25 protein-coding genes, 1 pseudogene and 1 riboswitch are annotated in these 20,912 nt (G+C 29.6%); of the genes and pseudogenes, 3 read left to right on the top strand and 23 right to left on the bottom strand.

All coding sequences use genetic code 11. The features are described from left to right. The first annotated feature begins 25 nt into the window (after positions 1–25). Together BDW31_RS05730 and BDW31_RS05725 are read left to right on the top strand one after the other, a co-directional pair. Positions 26–607 carry a putative periplasmic lipoprotein gene (locus tag BDW31_RS05730; RefSeq protein WP_053024485.1) on the top strand — a complete coding sequence of 194 codons (582 nt, stop codon included), beginning with the start codon at positions 26–28 and terminating at the stop codon, positions 605–607. Positions 608–621: 14 nt separating this feature from the next. Continuing rightward, positions 622–837, top strand: coding sequence for an SA1362 family protein (locus BDW31_RS05725; protein ID WP_011275680.1), 216 nt, complete (start codon positions 622–624; stop codon positions 835–837). Positions 838–880: 43 nt separating this feature from the next. Here the strand turns inward: BDW31_RS05725 and BDW31_RS05720 are convergent, their stop codons facing one another. Beyond that, positions 881–1,711 (bottom strand): lipoate--protein ligase family protein, encoded by an 831-nt coding sequence (locus BDW31_RS05720; RefSeq protein WP_037550600.1) that lies wholly within the window; start codon positions 1,709–1,711, stop codon positions 881–883. 151 nt (positions 1,712–1,862) lie between these two features. On the opposite strand from BDW31_RS05720, the gene BDW31_RS05715 reads away from it, so the two are divergent. Beyond that, positions 1,863–2,249 (top strand): rhodanese-like domain-containing protein, encoded by a 387-nt coding sequence (locus tag BDW31_RS05715; RefSeq protein ID WP_011275678.1) that lies wholly within the window; start codon positions 1,863–1,865, stop codon positions 2,247–2,249. A gap of 178 nt (positions 2,250–2,427) precedes the next feature. Here the strand turns inward: BDW31_RS05715 and gcvPB are convergent, their stop codons facing one another. From gcvPB to BDW31_RS05605, 22 genes and pseudogenes are all read right to left on the bottom strand, one after another. Beyond that, the gene (gene gcvPB, locus BDW31_RS05710) at positions 2,428–3,906 is read right to left on the bottom strand and encodes an aminomethyl-transferring glycine dehydrogenase subunit GcvPB (RefSeq protein WP_037550603.1); all 1,479 of its coding nucleotides are present in this window, start codon (positions 3,904–3,906) and stop codon (positions 2,428–2,430) included. Beyond that, the gene (gcvPA, locus tag BDW31_RS05705) at positions 3,893–5,245 is read right to left on the bottom strand and encodes an aminomethyl-transferring glycine dehydrogenase subunit GcvPA (RefSeq protein WP_053024486.1); all 1,353 of its coding nucleotides are present in this window, start codon (positions 5,243–5,245) and stop codon (positions 3,893–3,895) included. The genes gcvPB and gcvPA overlap by 14 nt, the downstream gene beginning before the upstream one ends. A 16-nt stretch (positions 5,246–5,261) precedes the next feature. Next, positions 5,262–6,353, bottom strand: coding sequence for a glycine cleavage system aminomethyltransferase GcvT (gene gcvT, locus BDW31_RS05700; RefSeq protein WP_110709317.1), 1,092 nt, complete (start codon positions 6,351–6,353; stop codon positions 5,262–5,264). Between the two features lie 76 nt (positions 6,354–6,429). Next, positions 6,430–6,545: riboswitch (glycine riboswitch) on the bottom strand. Then, a complete protein-coding gene (locus BDW31_RS05695; protein WP_110709315.1) occupies positions 6,542–7,060 on the bottom strand; it encodes a shikimate kinase in 519 nt (172 codons plus the stop codon). Its footprint overlaps the riboswitch before it by 4 nt. A gap of 159 nt (positions 7,061–7,219) precedes the next feature. Beyond that, the gene (locus BDW31_RS12945) at positions 7,220–7,711 is read right to left on the bottom strand and encodes a prepilin-type N-terminal cleavage/methylation domain-containing protein (protein ID WP_037550614.1); all 492 of its coding nucleotides are present in this window, start codon (positions 7,709–7,711) and stop codon (positions 7,220–7,222) included. Then, positions 7,629–7,928, bottom strand: coding sequence for a hypothetical protein (locus tag BDW31_RS05685; protein ID WP_053024491.1), 300 nt, complete (start codon positions 7,926–7,928; stop codon positions 7,629–7,631). Before BDW31_RS05685 ends, BDW31_RS12945 begins: the two co-directional genes overlap by 83 nt. Then, positions 7,909–8,361 carry a competence type IV pilus minor pilin ComGD gene (comGD, locus tag BDW31_RS05680; protein WP_226956186.1) on the bottom strand — a complete coding sequence of 151 codons (453 nt, stop codon included), beginning with the start codon at positions 8,359–8,361 and terminating at the stop codon, positions 7,909–7,911. The genes BDW31_RS05685 and comGD overlap by 20 nt, the downstream gene beginning before the upstream one ends. Beyond that, on the bottom strand, positions 8,342–8,662 hold the full coding sequence (gene comGC / locus BDW31_RS05675; protein WP_011275670.1) for a competence type IV pilus major pilin ComGC: 321 nt from the start codon (positions 8,660–8,662) through the stop codon (positions 8,342–8,344). Before comGC ends, comGD begins: the two co-directional genes overlap by 20 nt. A gap of 13 nt (positions 8,663–8,675) precedes the next feature. Then, the gene (gene comGB / locus BDW31_RS05670; protein ID WP_053024492.1) at positions 8,676–9,740 is read right to left on the bottom strand and encodes a competence type IV pilus assembly protein ComGB; all 1,065 of its coding nucleotides are present in this window, start codon (positions 9,738–9,740) and stop codon (positions 8,676–8,678) included. Then, positions 9,712–10,686, bottom strand: a complete 975-nt coding sequence (gene comGA, locus BDW31_RS05665) for a competence type IV pilus ATPase ComGA (RefSeq protein WP_110709313.1) — start codon at positions 10,684–10,686, stop codon at positions 9,712–9,714. Before comGA ends, comGB begins: the two co-directional genes overlap by 29 nt. 51 nt (positions 10,687–10,737) lie before the next feature. After that, positions 10,738–11,364 carry an MBL fold metallo-hydrolase gene (locus BDW31_RS05660; RefSeq protein ID WP_037550628.1) on the bottom strand — a complete coding sequence of 209 codons (627 nt, stop codon included), beginning with the start codon at positions 11,362–11,364 and terminating at the stop codon, positions 10,738–10,740. A 1-nt stretch (position 11,365) separates the two neighbouring features. Next, positions 11,366–11,689 (bottom strand): MTH1187 family thiamine-binding protein, encoded by a 324-nt coding sequence (locus BDW31_RS05655; protein WP_011275666.1) that lies wholly within the window; start codon positions 11,687–11,689, stop codon positions 11,366–11,368. Continuing rightward, positions 11,689–12,675, bottom strand: coding sequence for an ROK family glucokinase (locus BDW31_RS05650; RefSeq protein ID WP_037550630.1), 987 nt, complete (start codon positions 12,673–12,675; stop codon positions 11,689–11,691). The genes BDW31_RS05655 and BDW31_RS05650 overlap by 1 nt, the downstream gene beginning before the upstream one ends. Continuing rightward, on the bottom strand, positions 12,672–12,875 hold the full coding sequence (locus tag BDW31_RS05645) for a YqgQ family protein (protein WP_037550632.1): 204 nt from the start codon (positions 12,873–12,875) through the stop codon (positions 12,672–12,674). Before BDW31_RS05645 ends, BDW31_RS05650 begins: the two co-directional genes overlap by 4 nt. Continuing rightward, positions 12,859–14,316 (bottom strand): rhomboid family protein, encoded by a 1,458-nt coding sequence (locus BDW31_RS05640; protein ID WP_037550635.1) that lies wholly within the window; start codon positions 14,314–14,316, stop codon positions 12,859–12,861. Before BDW31_RS05640 ends, BDW31_RS05645 begins: the two co-directional genes overlap by 17 nt. A gap of 15 nt (positions 14,317–14,331) precedes the next feature. Then, positions 14,332–14,868, bottom strand: coding sequence for a 5-formyltetrahydrofolate cyclo-ligase (locus BDW31_RS05635; protein ID WP_037550637.1), 537 nt, complete (start codon positions 14,866–14,868; stop codon positions 14,332–14,334). Between the two features lie 236 nt (positions 14,869–15,104). Then, the gene (gene rpmG, locus BDW31_RS05630; RefSeq protein WP_011275661.1) at positions 15,105–15,254 is read right to left on the bottom strand and encodes a 50S ribosomal protein L33; all 150 of its coding nucleotides are present in this window, start codon (positions 15,252–15,254) and stop codon (positions 15,105–15,107) included. A 117-nt stretch (positions 15,255–15,371) separates the two neighbouring features. Then, complete coding sequence (locus BDW31_RS05625; protein WP_110709311.1) at positions 15,372–17,417, bottom strand: peptidoglycan D,D-transpeptidase FtsI family protein; 2,046 nt, start codon at positions 17,415–17,417, stop codon at positions 15,372–15,374. Between the two features lie 127 nt (positions 17,418–17,544). Then, the gene (locus BDW31_RS05620; RefSeq protein WP_053024495.1) at positions 17,545–18,144 is read right to left on the bottom strand and encodes a superoxide dismutase; all 600 of its coding nucleotides are present in this window, start codon (positions 18,142–18,144) and stop codon (positions 17,545–17,547) included. A gap of 456 nt (positions 18,145–18,600) precedes the next feature. After that, positions 18,601–19,023 (bottom strand): Fur family transcriptional regulator, encoded by a 423-nt coding sequence (locus BDW31_RS05615; RefSeq protein WP_053024497.1) that lies wholly within the window; start codon positions 19,021–19,023, stop codon positions 18,601–18,603. Beyond that, positions 19,010–19,872 (bottom strand): annotated as a pseudogene (locus BDW31_RS05610) (metal ABC transporter permease). Before BDW31_RS05610 ends, BDW31_RS05615 begins: the two are co-directional and overlap by 14 nt. A gap of 62 nt (positions 19,873–19,934) precedes the next feature. Continuing rightward, positions 19,935–20,711, bottom strand: a complete 777-nt coding sequence (locus BDW31_RS05605) for a metal ABC transporter ATP-binding protein (protein ID WP_037536591.1) — start codon at positions 20,709–20,711, stop codon at positions 19,935–19,937. Positions 20,712–20,912: the final 201 nt, after the last annotated feature.

The raw sequence follows: 20,912 nt of genomic DNA, 5'->3' as shown, positions 1-20,912 counted from the left end.
GAGATTTTGGTTTAGGGAGATTTTAATGAAAAAATTAATCGTTATAATTGGAGCTTCATGTTTATTGGTTGGTTGTGGCTCTCAAAATTTAGGACCATTGGAAGATAAGACAACCAAATTAAGAGATCAAAACCATAACTTGAAGTTAGATATTCAACAGCTAAATCAAGATATAAGTAATCAAAAAGCACAGGTTGAGGCTCTTAATAAAGATAAAAAAAATGTTTCCAAAACAGTTGATAATAATAAAGAAGCTAAATTTTTAGATGCTTCGTCTAAATATTATCAAGATATTACTAAAGTTATTAGTAATTATAATCAGTTGGATTTGTCAAAAAATAAGAAAGAAGACAAAAAGCAAAATCTTGAAAAATTAAATACTATTGCTAATGGTATTGATGATGCTTATAGTAAATATAAGGGTTCCGTAACTAAAAAAGACTTATCTAGTGCAAATAAAAATGAAGATAAAAATATTAGACAAATTAACAAAGAGTTACAATCAGCATTTAAAGATATTAAGAGCGGATATGAAAATAATAATACGAATAAATTGAATAAAGGTAAGACTAAACTATCTCAAGTGAACATGTCTAACAATTCATAATAGGAGTTTTTGATTTGAAAAATATATTGTTTTATTTAGTAATTTTAATCGCTGCAATTGGCTTGATTTTGAATTTAAATGTATTCATGATGTCTTTTGCTAAAACGATTTTCACCTTTTTAATCATTGCGTTAATTATTTATTTAATATACTATTTCTTTTTCTTAACTGAAGATCAACGTAAATATAGGAGAGCAGCAAGAAAATATAAAAAGAGAAATAGAAAATAAAAATAATCATAGGATGACCAATTATTAGCCATCCTATGATTTTTTATTTTTTATATAACCATTCATCAGAACGATATTTTTCTTCTAATTCTTTTACTTCTTTTATTTGGTCATCTGTTAAAGTAAGTGGTTTAAATTCTATGTTTAACCCCTTTTTAAATCCTTCTTCAAATGCTTTTTCCATCTCTTCAATTGATATATGTCTATCAGCAATATCATTAATCGCTACAGCTTTATCAACAAAGGCTTTTTTCATCTTATCTTTTAGACGATCATTTTTGAAAATGAACATATCGAAAAGCTCATCAACGTTAACATCTTGTAATAAGGAACCATGTTGTAGTATAACGCCTTTTTGTCTAGTTTGAGCGCTTCCTGCAATTTTTCTGCCTTCAACAACTAATTCATACCAACTAGGTGCATCAAAACAAACAGCACTTCGAGGTTGTTTTAATTTTTCTCGTTCTTCTTTGGAACGTGGAATCGCAAAATATGCTTCAAAACCTAACAATTTAAATCCTTCAAGTAATCCTTCAGAAATGACACGATATGCTTCAGTTACGGTAGAAGGCATATTAGGATGTTCTTCCGAAACAATAACACTATATGTTAATTCTTTATCATGAAGAACCCCTCTACCACCAGTTTGTCTTCTTACTAATCCAAATCCTTTTTCATTAACTTTATCAATGTCAATTTCTTTCTTTAATCTTTGAAAATACCCTACAGATAACGTTGCAGGATTCCAAGTGTAAAATCTGACAACAGGGTCAATTTCCCCTCTTGATACGAAGTTTAAGAGTGCTTCATCCATTGCCATATTATAATATGGATCATGGCTTCCTGTATTTATAAAATTCCATGTCTCTGTCATAAAATAATCTCCAATCACAACATATAATTATCTATAGAAAAATATTAAATTTTACATATAAATCTTTGATAAAAATAGCCAATAAAAAATTTTGATAAATTTAGCTAACAGCCTTATAATTATAATATCGGTTAATTGGGGAGGATGCAATATGAATGTATCTTTGATTATAGCTTTAGCTATTATAGTCATAATTATTTTATATATGCTTGGAAATTGGTTTATGAATAAACGAGCAGTCACTGAACTTGAGCAGAATGAATTTCACAAAGGTTTAAGAAAAGCTCAAGTGATTGATGTTCGTGAGAAAGTAGACTATGATTACGGACATATTAACGGCGCTCGTAACATTCCAATATCAATGTTTAGTCAAAGATATCAAGGTTTACGTAAAGATCAACCTATTTATCTTTGTGATGCAAACGGTGTTGCAGGGTATCGTGCAGCACGTATCCTTAAAAAAAATGGCTATAAAGATATTTATATGTTAAAAGGTGGATACAAAAAATGGACAGGCAAGATTAAAACTAAAAAATAATCTCTTGTTTGCTTACTAACTCTTAAAGATGTTCTTTAAGAGTTTTTTTATTATTTATGTGAAAATCATTTAGAAACGTTATCTAAATATAGAATAAACATAAAATATTTCACATAAAATTAAAATAAGGAAGACCCTATAATCAATTAAATTGGTTACAGGGTCAAAGTTTTAAATATTATTCTTTTTCTTCATGTAGATTATCAAATTTTAAAACAGGCTTACGCGCAGCTGTAGTTTCATCTAATCTATCAATTATTGTACTATGTGGTGCTTCTAATACTTTATCTGGATCATTTTTAGCTTCTTCAGCAATTTGAATCATAGCATCGATAAAGTAATCTAACGTTTCTTTAGATTCTGTTTCAGTTGGTTCAATCATCATACCTTCCTCAACGTTAAGTGGGAAGTAGATTGTTGGTGGATGAACACCAAAGTCTAATAAACGTTTTGCCATGTCTAATGTACGGACACCATGTTCTTTTTGTTTAGAACCACTTAATACGAATTCATGTTTACAATATTGTTCATATGGTATTTCATAGTGGTCTTTTAAGCTAGCTTTAATATAGTTAGCATTAAGAACTGCTGCTTCAGAAACCTCTCTTAAACCTTCAGCACCCATAGTTCTGATATATGTGTATGCTCTTAAGTAAATACCAAAGTTACCGTAGAATGGTTTTACACGTCCAATTGAGTTTTTAATATCATTATCGTATTTAAAAGTATCTCCATCTTTGATTACCATTGGTTTTGGTAAATAACTAGCTAATTCTTTTTTTACACCAACTGGACCTGAACCTGGACCACCGCCACCGTGAGGACCAGTGAAAGTTTTGTGTAAGTTTAAATGTACCGCATCAAATCCCATATCTCCAGGACGTACTTTATCCATAATGGCATTTAAGTTTGCACCGTCATAGTATAATAATCCGCCTGCTTCATGTACAATTTCACGGATTTCCATGATGTTTTTCTCGAAAATACCTAAAGTGTTAGGATTAGTTAACATAATTGCAGCAGTATTTTCATTAACAACGCGTTTTAAGTCTTCGATATCAACTTCACCACGTTCATTTGATTTAACTGTAACTGCTTTAAAACCAGCAAACGACGCAGATGCAGGGTTTGTACCATGAGCTGAGTCAGGAACAATAACTTCATCACGATGACCTTCACCATTATCTAAATGATACGCTTTGAAAATCATTAAAGCAGTCCACTCACCATGAGCACCAGCAGCTGGTTGTAATGTAACTTCATCCATACCAGTAATTTCTTTAAGTTCTTCTTGCAAACTATACACAATTTCTAAAGAACCTTGAACTTGCTCTTCTTCTTGTAAAGGATGTGACTCTGCAAATCCAGGTATGCGAGCAATTTTTTCATTGATTTTAGGATTATATTTCATAGTACATGATCCAAGTGGATAAAAACCTGAATCTACACCAAAGTTTTTATTTGATAATTCAGTATAATGACGAACTAAATCTAATTCTGCAACTTCAGGAAACTCTGCTTTATTTTTACGAATAAATTTATCATCAAGAATACTTTCAACTGAATCTGTTTTTATATCGCTTTGAGGTAATGAGTATGCATATCTACCTTCTCTAGATCTTTCAAAAATTAATGGACTTGATTTACTTACTACCATTTAGCTCACCAGCTTTCTTAACAAATGTATCAATTTCATCTTTAGTTCTTAATTCAGTAACAGCAATTAACATATGATTTTCAAAATCTGCTGAGGCTTCACCTAAATCAAAGCCTCCAATGAAACCATGTTCTGCTAATTTTTTATTTACATCTTTGATTGGTTGATCGAATTTGACAACAAATTCATTGAATGAAGTACCATCAAGCACTTCAAAACCATTGTCTTTAAATTGATTTTTAGCATAATTTGCGTGTTCTAAGTTTTGAACTGCAATGTCGTAAATACCTTGTTTACCAAGAGCTGACATAGCAATTGATGATGCAAGTGCGTTTAATGCTTGGTTTGAACAGATATTAGAAGTGGCTTTATCACGACGAATATGTTGTTCGCGGGCTTGTAAAGTTAGAACGAATCCACGGTTACCTTCATCATCTTGTGTTTGTCCTACTAATCTACCAGGCACTTTACGCATTAATTTTTTTGTAGTTGCGAAATAACCACAGTGTGGTCCACCAAATTGTGTTGGTATACCAAATGGTTGTGTGTCTCCTACTACAATATCAGCACCAAATGAACCTGGAGGTGTCAATAGGCCTAAAGCTAATGGATTAGCATAAACGATAAATAATGCTTTTTTGCCTTCAATAAATGATTGAATTTTTTCTAAGTCTTCCACTGAACCATAGAAGTTTGGATATTGAACTGCTACTGCAGCAGTTTCATCGTCTACAGCCTGTTCTAATTTTTCTAAGTCAGTAATTGTTCCATCTAAATCAACTTCAACAATTTCAAATTCTTCTCTAACTTTAACGTAAGTTTTTAACACTTGAAGTGCTTGATAATGAAGACCTTTAGATACTACAATTTTATTTTTCTTAGTATGATTGAATGCTAAGATACAAGCTTCAGCAAAACTAGTGATACCATCATACATAGATGAGTTAGCTACATCCATATCTGTTAATTCACAAATTAATGTTTGGAATTCAAAAATCGCTTGTAATTCACCTTGTGAAATTTCTGGTTGATATGGTGTATATGCTGTATAGAATTCAGAACGTGAAATCATTGCATCTACAACAGCTGGAGCATAATGGTCATAAACGCCAGCACCTAGGAAAGACGCATGAGTTTCTTTAGTTACGTTTTTATTTGCAACTGTATTAAGTCTTCTTAATAAAGAAGTTTCAGCTTCACCACTAGCAATATTTAAATCTCTATTTAGTAAAATATCTTTCGGCACATCTCCGAACAATTCATTAATTGAACTTGCTCCAATTTTATCAAGCATTTCTTTTTTATCTTTTTCAGTTAATGGTATATAACGATGACTCACAATACACACCCCTTAATTATTTTTCAATTTGGTTTTTCTTAACAATTTTAGCTTTAAGCTGTCTTTTACGTACTTGAACTAATAATTCTCGTCCCATTTCAAATTCATCTCGCTTAATAATTGCCATAGCGATTGATTTACCTGAAGATGGTGCTTGTGTTCCTGAAGTAACTTCCCCAATTTCGTTACCATCAAGGTCTAAAACAGGATAACCAGTTCTTGCAATACCTTTATCAAGTAACACTAAGCCAACAGTTCTACGTTCTGAACCATTTTCTTTTTGGTCTTTTAACACTGATTTACCGATGAAGTCTTCTTCAATAAGTGGTTTAGCAGCAAAAGCAATTCCACCTTCATATGGTGTGATAGATTCTGTTAAATCTTGACCATGTAATGGAAGGCCAGCTTCTAATCTTAATGTATCACGTGCACCGAGACCGCATGGAACTATATTATATTCAATGAAGCCGTTCCAAATGTCTACTGTGTCTTTTGCTTCACAATAGATTTCAAATCCGTCTTCACCTGTATAACCAGATTGAGATAAGATAACATTTTTTCCAAATAGAGTAACGTTTTGTTGGAAATCAAATGGTTTCATTTCACTTACATTTATATCAACTAACTCGTTTACCAAATCTCTTGCTTTAGGACCTTGAACAGCTAACTGACCGAATTGATCAGATACATTTGATACTTCAACATCAAATTTAGGTGCATGTTTTTGTACCCAGGCAAAATCTTTATCTGTATTTGCAGCGTTAACAATTAGTAGATAATCTTTGTCGCCGATTTTGTATGTTACTAAGTCATCAATAATACCGCCTTCTTCGTTACATAAAGCAGTATATTGAGCTTTAGTATCAGTAAGGTTGTTAGTATCGTTTGAAAGTAAGTATTGGACAAATTTACTAGCATCATTGCCTTTTATAGAGATTTCTCCCATATGGCTTACATCGAACATACCTACTTCATATCTAACTGCATTATGTTCTTCTTTGATACTTGTAAATTGAACAGGCATTGCCCATCCACCGAATTCTACTATTTTTGCACCACTGTCAACATAATTTTGATACAATGGTGTTTTTTTTAATTCGCTTGTCATTAGAAAACCCCCTATAATTTTTATAAAAAACAGAGTAGCAGATAGCTACCCTGTTTATACACTTAATCCAGGAATGCGTAGCAGTATTATCCTTTTGCCTGAGAGTTTAGTAGTTAACTTGCACCTTCGGCGATAAAAATTATTATACTTAAATTTAAGTAATATATTTTTATTCTCTCTAATACTGATCAACCGCAAGTAAGATAATTTATAATCTCATTATAAATTTCTCTGATTGTTTTATCACTATTCACTTTCATGAATGCGATTTCATTATATCTTGAAATCCTTGATAAATACAAGTTATTTAACTGTTTTTTGGATTTATCAATTGCATTTGGTCTATGATTATCGTTTATTACTCTCTTGAAGATAACATCTATGTCACAATCTAGCCAAAAAATGTATTTATACTGTTTCAAATGATTTAGTGATTCATTATATTCGATAACACCACCACCTGTTGCAATAACATCGTATTTTTTTGTACATTCAATTAAGTAGTTATATTCAATTTTCCTAAAACCGATTTCTCCAACTTCTTCAAAGATATCTGGTATTTTTTTATTTTCTTTTATTTCTATGTATACATCTAAATCTATAAAACTTAATTGATTTTCTAATGATAAGTATTCTCCAATAGTACTTTTACCTGTGCCCATAAAGCCGATAAGAATAATTGGTGTTTTTTTTTTATTCAATTGCATCACCCTTTTTAAAATAGTTGATTTATCTTCAAATCATAATAACTACTAATGTTATGAATTGTCTTCAATTTTAAACTATATTGAGTTGTATAAAAAGAGATGATTGATAAATATATGATAAATATGAGCATAGTATAGATGCTTATGAAACCTTTATAGTTATAAATAAAGTGTTTTGTCATAGAAATTCTCCCTACTTCCAATCCTTAAAAACACTTCTATAATTCCTTTGTGATTAGAAATGAACCTCGCATTTAAAACATTATTTAGTAGTGTAATATTCCCTCTATTATTACTTATAAAAATAATTTTTTGATTTTGATATTTAATGAAACTATTTTGATTCTGTTGTTTAAGTAAAATTGAATGTTCATCAATTAATTTTAAAGAAATTGCTTTAGAATTGGTCATTTTATTAAGGTCCAATTGAAAAAATGAATATTCTAATTGGTCAAATTCATAGGCCGCACTTAAGTATGTATCAGTCAAACGAAATAGATGGGGTATTATAGTTAAAATGATTATAGTAATTAATAAGGATATTAGCATTTCTATAAAAGTAAATCCTTTAGTTACTGAGCTGAACACAGACCTTATTCTTAGATAAATTATTATTATTGCATATCGTATTTTTATAAATTTTAATTTCATATTTTCCTATAGTAATCCCCTTCTTTAATTCTTTAATATTATAATGTTTTTGGCTTGTGATAATAGCACTTTTCATATCTAAAATTTCGTATTGATTACGTAGATTGAAATTTAATTGTTGTAATAGAGGTAAGAATATTAAAGTAATAAAAGTTAGAATCAAAAAACCTAATAAACTATCAATTAATAAACTTCCCCTAATTTGATAATTTAACAAATCTTATCCTTCCTTTATCAATGTTAAAAATTACTCTGTAAATATTCTCTTTAGCTTTCAAAATGATTGATCCAAAATGATTAATTTTACCTTCATTATTGAATGTTATGGTGTGTACTTTTGCAACTGAAATAATTTTAGTGCCAAATAATCCTAATTTGTATTTATTTCCATTTTGTTCAATAATATTCATTTCTGTGGCTTGTTTGCTAAACACAATTGTAATTGATTGGTTCTCAGCAATTGCTTTTGATTTTATATACTCTAATTGGGTGATGATATTTTTTACTTTTAATTCACTTTCGATTAAATCTAATTTAGTTTTAGTATAAATGCTTGGGGAAATCATAATAATAATTATTAAAATTAATAAGGTAAGCAATGTTTCAAGAAGAGTAAACGCAGTAAATTGACTAGTTCGCAATAGCCTCACCATTAGATATTGTAATAGTTTCTCCCGATCTGCATTGTTTTTGTCCTTCTTTTATAAGGCCATCATTGATAAGATCATTTATATTAGAAGGTGTACGATTATGTTTTAATGTATATGCTTCTATTTGACTATTTATCATTTTGACTTGAGCTTCACAACCTGTGGACTGGATATGTGCTGTTTGTTTTGCAATGTTTGGAATAATTAATATTAGTAATACGCTGATAATTAGTAATACTAATAACATTTCTATTAGAGTAAAAGCTTTTAATTTTTTTAAATTTTCAAAGTGATTTTTCATATTAAACTCCTTATCATTTAATATTTTGCATTAACTGAAACATTGGTAACATAATTACTAAATACAAACTAACAATGAACAAGCCTAGAAACAGAAAAATAATTGGTTGAATGATTTTTGTATGAAGAAGTGATTTTTCTTTAAATCTATTAATTAAAATACTTGAGTAAATTTTAAGTTCTATATCTAATTTGGCACTTTTTTCTCCCTGCTTTATAAATTTAATTAAGTCTTTTTGAAAACACGGCATCATAGCTAAACTATTTGCTAAAGTTTCACCACTATTAGTTTTATCCATTAAAAACTCCCCTAGAAACCTTAAATATTCATTATCATTTTGTTTAATATATGTTGTAACAATGTCCTGTAAACTTACGCCATTTTTATAAAATAGACTTAAATCATTAGATATTTGATAAGTTTTAAAAATTTTATAATAGCTATTAAACAAAGGTATTGATGATAAAATAATTATTTTTTTAGAAGTTTCTATTCGTAATAATACTATGGTTAAAATTACAAAGATTAAAATTAAAATAGTAATGAAAAAGATAATAAAAGCAGGAAGAGAAGTAATCATTGAAGTTAAGAATTTCTGGTAAAATGATAAATTTACATCCATAGAAATGTATAGTTGTTCAAATTGCGGAATGACAGTATAGTTTAACCCTACTACCATACACATAAAAATACAGCATAATAAGAGTGGATATTGAACAGCTTTAATTACTTGCTGCTTTGCAGATAAATTTGTCTTTAAATATTTGATGGACTCCTCTAAAGCGTCTTCTAAATTTCCATATTTTTGTGAAAAATAGATTTGAGTTGTAATTGAATTTGGATAACCTATCAAATTTAACACTTCATAACATGTTTCACCTGATTTAATAGATGCTATGATTTTATTTTTTAATTCTTTATCTCTGTATTTGAAATATAGGTTGATGAACTCAAAACTCTCTAAAAGTGTGAAGCCATTTTTTAATAAGTTTGACAGTGTTTCAAGTAAGTGAATCATTTGTGCACTCGTTAAATTCTTAGATGACAATTTAAAAATATTTACTTGCAGTATCTTCACAAATTGTTCCTTCTTTAGATAATAAATTTAATTGCTGTTCTAAATTATTAAAATTAAGTGGCATTGTTTGTTCATGCTCGAAGAAATATTGTATCTGCTTTTTATCTATTGTTTCACAAATTAACCGACGCTCATTCTGAGTAGTCGTTATTAATCTTTGATTAGAAATGATATTGATAGATTGAGTTAATTCTTGAATTGAAATTCCCATCTCAAGTAATCGAAGTAATGCACCTCTACAATTAGTAGAATGCATGGTTGATAATACAAGGTGTCCACTCAAACTAGCTTGAATAACACATTTAGCAACTTCTGCGTCTCTTATTTCACCTATTAAAATAATATCAGGATCACATCTTAATATAGCTTTAAATGAACTTATGTAGTCTATACCTGCCTTTTTATTTATTGATATTTGGGTAATGCCTTTTAGTAATTGCTCAACTGGGTTTTCGATAGTGATAACATTAAGATTTAATTCTTTATATGCATGTAGAACCATTTGATACATCAGAGTACTTTTTCCGGATCCTGTGGGTCCAGTTAATAGAATTAATCCCTGTTTTTTATTTACTAAGTGTTTAAAATCGTTAAATTCTTTATATTCTTTTTTTGCTTGAAAATATTGAGGAATTATCCTAATTACACAACTTTCTACACCTAAAGACAAAGGTAATGTTGAAATCCGTAAATAAAAAGTAGATTTAGATTGATAAGTATAACGACCATTTTGAGCGGATTGTTGAGATGAAACGTCCAAACCTGATTTGAACTTCATAAAAACTAATAATTTTTGATATACATCTAAGTTGAATATTTCATAAAGTTCAAGATAATCATTAATTCTAAATTTAATATGAACTTCATCAACTGAAGGGATAAAATGTATGTCGCTCGCATTTTTTGAAATAGCTTTATTAACTATCTCTCTGAATAATAGTTTCAAAAAAACACCTCCTACATATATAAACGTAAGAGGTGAAGAAATTACTTTATTTTATTGGCCATCTAAAAATGGATTTAATTGCTCATCATCGACTGTTGTATATGGACCATGGCCAGGGAATAATGGTAAATCGCCTTCTAATTCAAATAATTTATCTTTAATAGAATCAACCAGTGTTTCATAATCACCGCGATATAAGTCAGTACGACCTATACCATTGTTAAATAACGTGTCACCGACTACTGCGAAATCCTCAAATACATACGTCAAACTTCCAGGAGAATGACCAGGAGTATGCAGTACATTGAATTTAAATCCTTCAATATTGGACTCACCTTCATCTAATTGGTTTGGTTTGACGTCACTAGTAATTAAAGGCATACCATATTGCTTAAACTTAGCAGAACCATTTTTATCAGGATCCTTTAGAAAACTAAACTCCTCTTTATTCATGTATAAAGGTACTTCATATTTATTAACGACATCGTCTAATGCACCAATATGATCAAAGTGCGCATGTGTTAATAAAATTGCTTTTAATGGTTTGTTAATTTGATTTAATTTTTTAAAAATCTTATCTGATTCACCAGCAGGATCGATTAATATAACACTTTCTTCATTTTCAATAAAATATGCATTAGTATCTACCAATCCTAAAGTTAAGCTTGAGATTTTCATATTATTCTCCTTGATTATCGATATGTTTTTGAACTGATTTTAGTTTATCATTCATTTTACGAGATTTATCGCGTCTATCATCTATACGTAAGTTTGTACAAACTCTATCAATACCTTTATTAAACGGCAATTCATGGATTGCTTGTACTACTTCGAATAAGTCTTTTAAATCCCCTTCGATTAGAGTATTCATTGGGGTTAATTGATAATCAATTTTTCCTTCTTGTTTAAAACTTTCTAATTTCATTTGTATCTCTGCAATATATTTACTAACACTAGGTCCTTCAGTTCCAACTGGAATAATAACTACATCAACAATTGCCATTATTTAACACCACCCTTTTCTAATATATATGTTTTAATTAGCCCTGCTGCACCAGTTATTCCTGCATCATTACCTAGTTGAGCTTGAACAATTTCAGTATCTTTTTGAGCGGGAGTGAATGTTAAGTTGTGGTACTCAGTTTTAATATTTTCGATTAAAATCAAACCAGCTGTTGACATACCTCCACCTAAAACGATGTATTTGGGGTTGCTTGTTGCGCTAATAATACTACATAAATAAGCGATGTGGTTTGCCACTTTTTCAGTAATAAAGATACAGAATTGATCACCTGCTTTAGCGGCATCAAATACGGCTTTAGCTGTAACTTTATTGTCTTTTATTAACGGTAATATTGATGATTTAAACGTTAATTTTGGATAATAAAAATTAACCAAATTAACGACACCAGTAGCAGAAGCAACAGTTTCTATACAACCTGATTTACCACAATTACAATTAAAGCGTTGATCAAAATCAGTTCTGATGTGACCTATTTCTGCACCTGATCCATTATGACCATGAACAAGTTCACCATTAGAGATAATACCTCCGCCTAAACCGGTACCTAATGTTATAGCAACTACATCGTCAGCACCTTGACCTGCACCTTTATGTTTTTCTCCTAATGCCGCTACATTAGCATCATTATCAACATAAACAGGACAGTTAATAAATTCACTAAACATTTGTCGAACATTTACACTACCTGGCCAATGCAAATTAACTGCCCCATTAACAATGCCAGTTTCAAAATCAACAGGCCCTGGTACACCAATTCCAACACCAATGACATCATCAATTTTTAATTGGTGAGTTGAGAGTGTTTCGTTAAATGAATCATAGATATTCTTTAATAATGTTTTGCCCGTGTGGTCAGACGTATCTGTTTTAATAGACCATTTGTGTAGTTGTTCGAGTTCGCCATTGAATATTCCAAGTTTACAAGTTGTCCCACCAATATCTGCTGCTAAAATAATATCTTTCATTTATGCTCATTCCTTCTTTGGTTAATTATTAAAATACATTTTAGGTATTCATCTTTAGATAATAGTTCGTAATGATATAATGATTTTATTTCTTGTAGCATCATTTCATACATATCGTTTGGATTTTTAAAATAGATAATAAATCCATAACGCTTTAAAAGCTGTAATACATCATAGAAATTTTTAATTTCTCGATTCATTTGATTGATCCAACTCTTTTTTTAAATTTTTATAATCATTATTGTCAGAATTAATAGTTAAAGCTTTTTTTACATATTTGAGTGCTTTTTCATTATCATCAAGTGCTCTATTAGCAATTGCAAGTTCATAGTTCAAAAGACCAGAATTTGGATGGTTTTTTAAACCGCGTTCCCAATCCGCCATGCCCTCTGCTCTAGAACTTGTAGTTGCTGTTATAAGCCCCTTTAAATAATAGGTTCGATCGTCATCATAACCTTTGTCAATTGTATGGTTTACAATTGAACTTGCCTCTTTATAATTATAGTCTAATATAGCATCCTCAATTAATTTATCATAAATATTTTCTTCTTTAATAGTAAAAATTCTTACCTGTAATGCAACAAACAAAACAAGCAATATAATTAAGAAAATCCAAAATAAATTACGATTGTGTGTGAAATAATAACCAATTAAAGTAATTAAAACACCACCAATAAATCCTCCTAGATGAGCCATAATATTAATATTAGACATAAATAATGATAAAACAATTAGCACTAATAATGCGATTAACATTTGACCAATTGTTTTTCTAGAATAGGTCTTACTTACAAACATCATTGCAAAAATTGAGCCTATTAGCCCGAAAATAGCTCCGCTAGCACCTACAGATACAGTATGAAGATTAAATGATAGTGAAATAAAATTTCCGAGTAAACCAGAAATTACATAAATCCCTAACATTCTTAATGGGCCGACTATAGATTCGACTATCTTACCGAAAATAAATAATGATAGCATATTCATTAAAATGTGCTCAAAATTAAAGTGTAGAAACATGGATGTTATAAGACGATACCATTCGCCATGAACGACGTTAAAGTGCACTAATCCACCTAAATCTAACAATTTAACATCGGAAAAATGATTAAGATAAAGAATCATTATTAGCCATATCAAAACGTTAATTATGATTAACCCATATGTCATAGGTGTAAAACGCAAAATATGTTTATCAATTGGGTTTTGTGACAATAAACGTCGCTTATAGTAATTTGATAGTTTGTTATCTTGTCTAAACATTAATTTAGTTAATATATTATTATGAATCAATTTATGTAAATCATTGTTATTTAAAATACTCATGCTTTCTATTTTAATGGGACTAGAGTCAGCGGATTTGATATTATCAAATATTTGATCTGTGAAATAATAATATTTAACGCTTTTTAATTTAAAATTGAGGTCATCCTCATATTGTTGATAATTATCCAACATTTTAGCTTTATCAAACTGAATTTCTTGGTTAGAAGCGATATCTTTCCTAAATATCACTAGCTTGTTTTTCTTTTTATGTATTAGCCAAATTTCACTATCATTTTTATCAATATTTACAATGTGATAATTGTAATATTTTATAAAATAATAGATAGACTTCCAGAAGTATTTTTCTGTATCCATTAACTCCTCCAAAATTTAAGTATTGAAAATTATTAATTTTTCAACAGGTTGATCATGGGATTCGATATCAAACTGTGTTAATTGTAGGTCATAAATTAAACTAATAGTATTGGCATTTGAATCACTTAAGAAGCGATCATAATATCCTCCACCATAACCTATTCGATAACCATCATCTCTAAAAGCAACTCCAGGAACAACAATTAAATCTAATTGATCAGTAATTTCAGTGTCATCATTAACATATAATAAGCCTTTTTCATCCTTTTCAAGTTGGTTTAAAGATAGTAACTGTTTAAAATTCATTTCTTTCAATTTGTAGTTTGTATTAGGAACAAAGACTTTTTTATCATCAGATAACATCGTATCGATGATGGGATAAGTATCTACTTCATGAGGCATAGATAAAACAATACCTATTCTTTTCGCGTTTTTATATTCAGTATTATTGATTAATTGATTCTTCAACCATGCGTCTGCACGAAGTTTGTGTTCTTTTTCTAATTGTTTCATTTGAGATAATATTTCTTTTCTAATCTCTTTTTTACTCATAACATCCCCACTCTCTAGACACTATATATATTATAACGTTATTAAAAGATGATGTCATTTATATGAAATAAAAAAGGAGCTAGACAGAATCCATTATGGATTCATAGTCTTGCCCCTGTAAGGATGACTTGAGCCGAAAAACGCAATTTTAGCGTTTTTCGGCTCAAGTCGGCTACTGCAAATTAGCAATGTAGTCTTATAATATTATTTTTGAAACAAACTCTTTAGATGAGTTATTATTTAGTTTCACGGTGTAAAGTGTGTTTATTATCACGTGAACAATATTTTTTCATTTCAACACGTTCAGGATTAGTTCTTTTGTTTTTAGTAGAAATGTAGTTTCTATCTCCACATTCTGTACAAGCTAATGTTACATTTACGCGCATGTTAAATCCTCCTTACCTTTTTTAAATACGACTTTATAATCATACCACTTAGTTTAAAAATTGAAAAGTATTATTTTTGATGCTCTAAAAAATTTCAATTCATTAAAAGTAAAATAGTTATTTTTTATCGTCAAAGTAATAATTAATTACATCTCTTCCTAGGTCTCCACCATTTAACCATGGTGGTGGGACAGGTTGATTTGTATATACAATCGAGAATGATAGTTTAGGATTTTTGATAGGTGCATAACCTATATATGTTGAATTAACTCTAGATTCACCATCTTGGAATACTTCAGCAGTACCTGTTTTTCCTGCAGATGGTACTTTAGTTTTGTGGAAACTTGAATAACCTGTTCCATCTTGCTTATTGAATGCCATCTCAAACCCTTTTTGAACTTCATTAATTTCATCTTCAGAATTATTTACTTTGTTTAATACATTACCTTTGATTTTTTGTTTAACAGGTCCTATGTCATCACTATTTGTAGCATCATGAATTGCTAATCCAATGTGCGGTTGAATTCTATAACCATCATTAGCTATTGTAGAAACGTACTGTGATAATTGAATTGGACTATATGTGTCATATTGACCAATTGATAAATCAAGGTAATTGCCTGAATTGTTTGTTAATGGTTCAATTTGACCTATTGTTTCATTTGGCAAGTCAATACCTGTTTTAACTCCCAATCCGACTTGATTAAGTCCCTTTCTTAATTTCTGGCCAGCTTCACTTATATCTGTAGGTAAGCCCATTCCACTATAGTAAGGATCTCCGGCTAATTTAAGAGCAGTTTTAAACATATATACGTTTGAAGAGTGCATTAATGCTTCTTTATCATTAATTCTGACTTTATCATTTTTATTAAAGTATGAGCGTTTTGTTAATCTACCTTTAAAATGAAGTGGCTCATCTATCATTTCCTCGCCAACTTTAATCGCATTATTTTGATATCCAGCTAATAGGGTTCCACCTTTTACTGAAGAACCAACTGCAAATTGACCAGTAAAGTTTCCTAAATCATAATCTGTTAGCTTACCATTTTTATCGATTTGTTTTCCTGCCATAGCTAAAATATCGCCATTTTTAGGATTTTGCACTACAATAAGCGCGTTATCCATATCTTTAGCACCTTGATTGCGTAACGTCTTGATTTGACTTTCTAATAAAGATTCTACTTTTTTCTGTAAGTCTATATCAATTGTTAACTGTAAATCATCGCCTCTAGACCCAGGATTGATTACTTCAGAGTTTATGACTTTTCCAGATTTATCAGTAGTATATTTCATTTCTTTTTTCTTACCACGTAAAATATCTTCATATTGATATTCTAAATAAGATTTACCAACTCTATCATTTCGAGAATAACCTTTAGCTAAATATTGTTCGGTCAATTCTTTAGGAATACCTTCACTTGATGTAGATACACTACCAAATATACTTCTTAATGTATCTCCATAAGGATAGCGTCGGTCCCAACCCATAGTTGTATTTATACCTGGAAGACTATCAAGTTGCTGTGACACTGCAGCATATTCTTTTTCACTTACATCCTCATTCTTAATTGTTTGCGGGTTCATGGTAGAACCAGCAGACATTTCACGATAAATTGCTAAAACTTGCAAGTCTTTTTTTGATAAACTATTAATTTGTTTGTCTCCAACTTTTTTATATAATTGTTTATCATATTGATCTTGGGTAATACTACCTTCATTTAACATTGAAGTTTCTTTTTTCATTAATTTGTCTACTTCATCTTGATGTTTTTGAATCCAAAAATCTTGTTTATCTCTTTCAGTAATTTTGTCAGTTTTCATAGTAATAAGAGATGACAATTTTTTTGCAGTATCGAGCATATCTTTTTGACTTGTTTTCCTAGATCTTGTGTATGTAATCGTTAGTTTAGAAGCATTATCTACTAATACTTTTCCATTCCTATCAAGAATTCTTCCCCTAGGAACAGATTCATTTACAGTTATGTTTTCATCGTTTTTTACTAGTTGGCTATAATGGGAGCCTTGCGCAATTTGTAAATATCCTAACCTTAAAACTATAATTCCAAATATAACTACAATAGCACCAAACACAAAACTTATTCGTTTATTCATTGTGTGCTTTATTTTTTCATCATTAGACTTTTCCTTTAATCTTTTAAGCAAGATAACCTACCTCAATTATTAAACATGTTTACTCATAAATGATATATGAAAATTAAACATATTACCATCATTTTAATAAAAAAAGTGGCCTCTCATAGAGGCCACATATTAATTAGGAAATATAGAATTATTTTGTTGCATTGTATAATTCGTCAACTTTTTCCCAGTTAACAACATTCCAGAAAGCAGTAATATAATCTGGACGTTTGTTTTGATATTTAAGGTAATAAGCGTGTTCCCAAACATCTAAACCTAAGATAGGTGTTTTACCTTCAGTTAATGGGTTATCTTGGTTAGGTGTAGTAACAATTTCTAATTGACCATTGTTAACAACTAACCATGCCCAACCTGAACCGAAACGAGCTGCTGCTTTGTCAGCGAATTCTTTTTTAAATTCATCTAAAGAGCCCCATTGTTCTTTGATTTTATCAACAACAGCACCTTTTTCTTCAGAATTAGGAGTTAATAATTCCCAGAATAATGAGTGATTTAAGTGTCCGCCACCATTATTACGAACAGCTGTTTGAATATCTTCAGGTACACTATCTAAGTTAGCAACAATTTCTTCAATTGATTTAGATTCAAGATCTGTTCCCTCAACTGCAGAATTTAATTTGGTAACATAAGTATTGTGATGTTTGTCATGATGGATTTCCATAGTTTGTTTGTCAATGTGTGGTTCTAATGCATCTGCTGCATATGGTAAATTTGGTAATTCAAAAGCCATAATTAATCATCCTCCTAAAAATTCGTTATATTTATAATAACAAGTTATTAACTAAGCAACAAAATATTTGCTTGCAACTAATATTAATACGCTTATTATCAACTTACTTTTATAATATAACTCAAAATGATAACTTTTAAACATAATTACAAACAATAATTGTTTATTTTTAAATAATTCCTACTTTTGACCTATGTATATCAAAATTTTTTAATTACATTTAATTTTAAGATTGTTAAATTGAATTAAAATATGATTTGTTTTCTATTTTGTTAATCTATTAATTCTTTAATGGGATTTTCAGTCGACTGACTCAAAAAAACTGAGAAAGCCACAATTAACACTTTCTCAGTTTAGATTGCTAATATATATTTGCAATTTTGTTTTACAATAATTCATTTTTAAATTATTTAAGTGTATTAGCAAAAACAATTGATATTTATAATTCAAAAAATTTTAATTTGAGTTTTGATTTTGACATTTTTCACATACGCCATAAACTTCTAGTTTATGGGTGTGAATATCTACATTAGGTAGATACACCTTTATTTGATCAATTGGGCAAAAATCAATAACTTTAGTATCACCACAATTTTCACAAATAAAGTGATGATGGTGATGATTCATACAAGCAATTCTAAATTTCATTTCACCATCTAATTCAGTACTCTCAATAATTTTTAAGTCTTTAAATAAATGTAAATTACGATAAATTGTATCGAAAGAGATACCTGGATAATCTTTGTCTAATTGTTGTTGAATATGTTTTGCATTAATGTATTTATCTTCTTTAACAAAAATATTAATCATATCTTCACGTTTCTTAGTATATTTCAAACCATTATCTTTTAAAATTTTAATTGCATCATTTGTATTCATAAGTTATTGCCCCTTTTTAAGTCTTACAATTGATTTTTGGAATAACATTGTAAGTCCTAATAATAAAACTAATAGTACTACAATAACACCACCTGGTGAAATATTCATATAAAATGCTAAAACAAGGCCCATTATAACTGAAAATTCGCCAATTATGACACTTAAGATGATTAATTGTTTGAAACCTTTAGTTATTCTCATTGCTATAGCAATGGGTAATGTTATTAATGCACTGACTAAAAGTATGCCAACCACTCTCATTGAAGCAGAAATTACCATAGCCACGATAACTATAAATAAAAATTGAATCCATTTAGGAATATTTACAACTCTACTATATTCTTCGTCAAATGAAAGTATAAATAATTCTTTATAAAATAAAGTAATAAATAAAACAACGACAATTGCTATAACTACAACCGTTAATAAATCACTAAGACTGACCGCACTTATGGAACCAAATAGTAAACCTACAATTTCTTGGTTAAATCCATCTGCAAGAGAAATAAAAATGGCACTTAGTGCAATCCCTGCGCTCATAATAATTGGTATGGCAATCTCTTGATAGTTAGAATATGATGTTCTTAACTTTTCAATTAAAAGCGCACCTACAATAGCATATAATATACCAAACCACATCGGATTAATAATAGTTAGTGCGGGTGACAAAGTTAGTATAAACATGCCAAATGAGATACCGCCTAGTGTAACATGGCTAAGCGCATCTGCAATCAAAGATAATCTTCTTACAACTATAAAAGCACCAATTAAAGGTGCAATAAATCCAATTAAAATACCACTAAGTAATGAATATCTCATGAAGTCGAAATTTAATAACGCTTCAATCATAGATATCACCACTCACTTGTTTAATTAATACATTCATTTTGTTACTCCTAATATATTAAATTTTAAACTTCACAACATTCTCTATTATGTTGATGATCTACAAATTTAATGGGGTGACCATAAATTTTAGAAATTTCAACTTCGTCTAGTTTTTTGAAGTCCTCGGTTGATCCATGGAAATGTAAATGTTTATTTAAGCATGCTACTTTTGTTGCTGTATCAGCTACAACGCCAATGTCATGTGTTACTAATATAATCGTTATACCTTCATCTTTTAATCTTTCAAGCGTTTCATAAAATTCACTTACATGTTTTGCATCAATACCATTTGTAGGTTCATCTAAAACTAAGACAGATGGATTGGAGATTAAAGCTCTCGCAATTAATACACGCTGTTGTTGTCCGCCGGAAAGTTCTGCAATATTCTTGTTGATAAGATGATTGATATTTAATCTAGTTAAAACGTCATCGACAAGTGCTTCATCTTTTTTATTAAACTTTTGAAATAACTTTTTTGTTTTAGTAAGACCACTAAGTACCACTTCTTTAACACTTGCTGGAAATCCAGCATTAAAAGCTGTAGCTTTTTGTGATACGTAACTTATCTTTAAAGCAGATTGATTTTGCTTTTTATATGATTTACCATCTATATATATTTCGCCCTTTTGCAACGGAAGCAAACCTAATATGATTTTTAGTAAAGTAGACTTACCTGCTCCATTGGGACCCACAATTGCTAAAAATTCACCTTTATTTATGTGTATATTAATATTTTCTAAAACTTGTTTATTATCAAATTGATAATCGATATTTTTTAATTCAAAAACAGGTTGATTCATTATTTCACCTCGTTTAATACTATACAGTTAAGTTTAGAAGTTGTAAATAGTAATGTTTACGACTTGATTTAATAGATAATAAAATGGAGCGATACTGAATTATTGTAAAATTAATTGTATCACTCCTGAGAAAATTATTAAGTCTGTGAAGAGTTATGGTTTAACGCCTTTTAAGGTTATACCGCTATTGTTTTATTACAT

Source organism: Staphylococcus sp. AtHG25 (assembly GCF_003217445.1).
GTDB classification, from domain to species: domain Bacteria; phylum Bacillota; class Bacilli; order Staphylococcales; family Staphylococcaceae; genus Staphylococcus; species Staphylococcus haemolyticus.
The sequence above is the reverse complement of the archived record's forward strand: the minus strand, read 5'-3'. Positions and strand labels throughout refer to the sequence as shown.